Consider the following 1,919-nt stretch of genomic DNA (forward strand, 5'->3'; position numbering starts at 1 on the left):
CCTTCGGGAAGCTACGCTAACGGCTACGCTCACGGCAAGCCTACTCCCTACTCCCCATTCCCTCCTTCCAAAAGTCGGTATTCTTTTCTACCGCGCTCATTATCTATCGGGAAATACCAAGGTAATTGATGCTTTGTGTAAGGCTTTAGTACAGCGCAATTTACAACCTGTACCGTTGTTTGTTTCTTCATTGCGTGACCCCGATGTGCAAGCAGAATTGAATGAATTTTTTCAACCGAAAGACTCGGAGCAAATTGGTGTATTACTGAATACCACGAGTTTTTCTCTGGCGCGATTGGAAGCAGAAGCACCCCAACTCGACTTGTGGCACAAGTTAGATGTACCAGTTTTACAAGTGATTCTCAGTGGCGGTGGTGTGGAACAGTGGGAAGCACAATCACAAGGGCTTTCTCCCCGCGATATGGCCATGAATGTGGCACTACCAGAAGTCGATGGGCGAATTATTACTCGCGCCGTGTCTTTTAAGACCGTACAAACACGAAATACTGACTTAGAAACAGATGTGGTAGTTTATGAACCAGTAAGCGATCGCATTGAGTTTGTTGCTGAATTAGCAGCCAATTGGGTACGCCTGCGCTCAAAACCACCCCAAGAACGGCGTATTGCCTTGATTTTGGCAAATTACCCCAATCGTAATGGCAGGCTAGCTAATGGTGTGGGACTGGACACGCCAGCTAGTTGTGTGGAAATAATTAAGGCTTTACAGGCTGCTGGGTATTTGGTAGAAAATGCCCCCACTCATGGAGATGAATTAATTCAACGTCTTACCGATGGTGTAACTAATGACCCAGAAGGTAGGGAATTGCGACCAGTGCAGCAAAGTTTATCTGGTGAGGCGTATCAAGAGTATTTTGCTAGTTTACCGGAAGTTGTACGGCAAGAAATTAGTGAAAGATGGTCTAACCACAGAGACACAGAGGAGCAAAATCAGTATAACTCCCCCCTGCCCCCTGCCCCCTGCCCCCCTGCCTCTTCCCAACTCCCCATTCCTGGGATTCAACTTGGCAAAATCTTCGTAGGCATTCAACCATCACGGGGTTATGATATTGACCCTAGTTTGAATTATCATGCGCCAGATTTAGTACCAACTCATGATTATTTAGCTTTTTATCATTGGGTGAGGTCAAGTTTTGGCGCTGATGCGGTTGTGCATGTGGGAAAACATGGCAACTTAGAATGGCTACCGGGGAAGAGTGTGGCTTTATCTAGTACTTGTTATCCCGAAGTCGCATTGGGGCCAGTTCCTCATCTTTATCCGTTTATTGTTAATGACCCAGGTGAAGGTTCACAAGCCAAGCGTCGCGCCCAAGCGGTGATTTTAGATCACCTTACGCCCCCCATGACCCGTGCTGAACTGTATGGTGCTTTGCAACAGTTAGAAAATTTAGTTGATGAATATTACGAAGCCGAAAGTTTAGATCCTTCACGTTTACCAGCAATCCGCGATCGCATTCAGGAATTGGTCATTGCCGAAAATCTTCATAAAGATTTAGGTATTCAAGATGCAACCGATATTTTAAAGTTTGAATCTTTAATTTTGAATTTCATCGGCGGCTATCTTTGTGAATTAAAAGAAGCCCAAATTCGTGATGGGTTACATATTTTTGGGCAATGTCCCCAAGGACGACAACTGCGAGATTTAATCGTGGCGATCGCCCGCATCCCCAACCGCTACTCTATAGGTATTACCCGCGCCATAACTGAAAAATGGGGTTTGGACTTCGACCCCCTGACAACAGACTTCAGCACTCAGTTATCAGAAATTGATCAGCAAATTTTAGCCACCAAAACCCCAAATCCCTGTCGTACCGTTGGTGACGCAGTAGAAATCCTCGAAGAACACGCAGCCCATCTCATAGAAAAACTCCTAACTCCCCACTCCCCACTCCCCACTCCCC

At 46.1% G+C, this 1,919-nt stretch carries 1 protein-coding gene; it reads left to right on the top strand.

Going from position 1 to position 1,919, the window contains the following annotated elements:
• Positions 1-1,919: cobaltochelatase subunit CobN (locus ACM0OS_RS28800; RefSeq protein WP_414546592.1), on the top strand; the 1,919-nt coding region annotated here is incomplete at both ends.

The organism is Nostoc sp. CCY0012, from assembly GCF_963920855.1.
GTDB lineage: Bacteria > Cyanobacteriota > Cyanobacteriia > Cyanobacteriales > Nostocaceae > Cyanocohniella.